Source organism: Nocardioides sp., assembly GCF_004803405.1.
GTDB lineage: Bacteria > Actinomycetota > Actinomycetes > Propionibacteriales > Nocardioidaceae > Nocardioides > Nocardioides vastitatis.
Map to the genome: position 1 here is coordinate 1 of NZ_SSXI01000017.1, position 3040 is coordinate 3040.

A 3040-nucleotide genomic window follows, 5' to 3' on the forward strand; every position below is an offset into this window, starting at 1 on the left:
CAGAGAATGCTGGGACCCGGCCGCCGATAGTCGCTGGGGGGGCGTGCCGGACGCCGTCGACACGGCGCCCGGCACGACCCCCACAATCACCCCCGCACCACCCCGGCACCCCACGCTCCTCCACAGGTTCGGCTTCCAGGCACTGGCCCTGAGCCGCGACCTGGCTTACCTTCATGGACAACATCGCGACCTCGATCTCGGAGAGGGATGTCCATGGCGATGACCCAGGCCGACGCGCTGGTCGACCAGCTCGACGAGCACGTGCGGGCGCTGGTCCGCCGCGAGGGCGTCGACCCGCAGCGCGACTCCGGTGTGGTGCGCCGCATCGCGGAGGGCGTGGTCCGCGACCACGATGAGCGCAGCCTGACCGGTGCGGTGGCGCCGGTGCCGGACGCCGACACGATGGTGGGCGAGCTGGTCGCCCGAGTCTCGGGGTTCGGCCCGCTTCAGCCCTACCTCGACGACCCGGCGGTCGAGGAGATCTGGATCAACGATCCGACGCGGGTCTTCGTCGCTCGCCACGGCCGCCACGAGCTGACCAACCTGATGCTCAGCACGGCACAGGTCACCGAGCTCGTCGAGCGGATGCTGAAGACGAGCGGCCGGCGGATCGACGTCTCCCGGCCCTTCGTCGACGCGATGCTCCCAACAGGACACCGGCTGCACGTGGTCCTGCAGGGCATCTCCCGAGGCTTCACAGCAGTGAACATCCGGAAGTTCGTGGTGCGGGCCAGTCAGCTCGGTGAGCTCGTCGAGCTCGGCACACTCACGCCGACGGCCGCCACGTTCCTCGAGGCGTCCGTCAGGGCCGGCCTGAACATCCTCGTCGCCGGAGGCACTCAGGCCGGCAAGACGACGCTGCTCAACTGCCTCGCCGCCGCGATCCCCGGCGGAGAGCGAGTGATCTCGGCGGAGGAGGTCTTCGAGATCCGCTTCCCGCACCCCGATTGGGTTGCGATGCAGACCAGACAGGAAGGTCTGGAAGGGACGGGTGGGATCAGGCTCCGCGACCTCGTCAAAGAGGCGCTCCGGATGCGACCCAGTCGGCTGATCGTCGGCGAGGTCCGGGCCGAGGAGTGCCTCGATCTCCTCCTCGCGCTCAACTCGGGCCTGCCCGGAATGTGCACGCTGCACGCCAACAGCGCGCGTGAGGCGCTGACCAAGGCGTGCACGCTCCCGCTGCTTGCCGGCGAGAACATCTCAGCCCGCTTCGTCGTGCCGACGGTGGCGGCGTCGGTCGACCTCGTCGTCCACATCGCACTCGATTCCCAGGGCGCTCGGAGGGTGACCGAGATCGTCGGGGTGTCGGGTCGGATCGAGGGAGAGGTGATCGAGACCGCGCCGGTCTTCGAGTGGCGCGACGGACGACTGCGGCGTGGGATCGGGCTGCCACCGCGCCTGGAGCACTTCGATCGGTCCGGCATCGACGTGCTGCGCCTGCTCAACGAGGCCAGGTGAGGAGCCGGTGGGCGTCCTCGTCGGCCTCGGAGTCGGACTTGGCTGCCTGCTGATCTGGGCGGCCTTCAGCTGGCCTCGCCAGCCCCGCGTCGCTGCGGATCGCCGGCCGGGTCGGCTCGACCGCCTGCTCGCCGAGGCCGGGATGGGCGGGGTCCGGCCCCACTCCCTGGTCGCGTTGTGCCTGGGCGCCGGAGTCCTGGCGGCGGTCGCGGTCCTCGGCGTCACCCGTACCTCGCCCCTCGCGGTGGTGCTCGGTGCGCTGGTCGCGTACCTGCCGATCGCTGTCGTCTCCGGTCGCGCGCGCCGTCGCCGCCGGGAGTTCGCCGAGGTGTGGCCGGAGGCTGTCGATGATCTGGCGTCCGCCGTACGCGCCGGGATGTCACTGCCGGACGCCGTCGCCGGGCTGGCCGTCCGCGGACCCGAGCCGCTGCGCCCGGCCTTCGAGGCGTTCGCGCTGGACTACCAGGTCTCGGGACGGTTCGGTGACTGCCTCGACCGGCTCAAGGACCGGCTGGCCGACCCCGTCGGCGATCGGGTCGTGGAGGGTCTGCGGATCGCGCGTGAGGTCGGCGGCGGCGAGCTCGGCCGGCTGATGCGCAACCTCTCCGGCTACCTGCGGGACGACCTGCGGACCCGATCCGAGCTCGAGGCGCGCCAGGCGTGGGCAGTCAACGGGGCCCGCGTCGCCGTCGCGGCTCCCTGGGTCGTGCTGCTGGCGATGTCCACCCAACCGGCCGTGATCGAGCGCTATCAGTCGACCGCGGGCGCGGTGGTCCTGACGCTCGGGGCCGGCGTCAGCGTCCTGGCCTACCGCCTGATGATGAGGCTCGGTCGGCTTCCGTCGGAGAGGCGGATCCTCGCATGAGTCTGGCGGTGTGGGGCGGTCTCCTCGGCATCAGCACCACGGCCGGGCTGGCGCTCGTCGTGGCCCGGATCGTGGCGTTGCGCCGACCCCGGCTGGAGATGCGGGTGCTGCCGTACGTCCGCGACCTCACCTCCGAGCGCCGGGCCTCCGTCCCCGTCGAGCGGAGCCACGTCGGCGCTGCGGTGTTCGGGCCTCTGCTCCGCAGCGCCGCCGACCTCCTCGAGCGGACGGTCGGTCGCCCGGCGTCGGCGCGTCGTCGGCTCGTCCGTGCCGGGCTGGACATCTCCGTGCACGACCTACGCGTCCAGCAGGTGTTGTGGGGTCTTGCCGGGTTCGGGATCGCGGCCGCCTACGGCGTGCTGCGCACCTGGACGCGTCCTGGCGACCCGCTGCCTCTGGTCCTGCTCTGCATCGGCGCCTTCGTGCTCGGCGTGCTGCTGCGCGACAACCGGCTCAGCTCGCAGGTCAGGCAGCGGGAGGCCGCGATCGTGGCGGAGTTCCCGACGGTTGCGGAGCTCCTGGCCCTCGCGGTCGCCGCCGGCGAGGGTCCCGTCGCTGCACTCGACCGCGTGGTCCGCCGCAGTCACGGCGAGCTGTCCCGGGACCTCCGGGCCGTACTCGCTCGGATCCGCACCGGCGAGCCCGTCGCCGACGCCTTCGACCGGCTGGCGGCGACCACGGGCGTCCCCGCCGTCGCCCGCTTCGCGCATGGCGTCG

3 protein-coding genes are annotated in these 3040 nt (G+C 72.1%); all 3 read left to right on the forward strand.

The window, feature by feature from the left end; genetic code table 11:
- Positions 1-213 precede the first annotated feature (213 nt).
- A complete protein-coding gene (locus E7Z54_RS01405; RefSeq protein WP_240769453.1) occupies positions 214-1458 on the forward strand; it encodes a CpaF family protein in 1245 nt (414 codons plus the stop codon).
- 7 nt (positions 1459-1465) lie between these two features.
- Complete coding sequence (locus E7Z54_RS01410; RefSeq protein WP_136431052.1) at positions 1466-2323, forward strand: type II secretion system F family protein; 858 nt, start codon at positions 1466-1468, stop codon at positions 2321-2323.
- The coding region (locus E7Z54_RS01415; protein WP_136431054.1) for a type II secretion system F family protein at positions 2320-3040 on the forward strand (721 nt) is incomplete at its 3' end. The genes E7Z54_RS01410 and E7Z54_RS01415, both read left to right, overlap by 4 nt.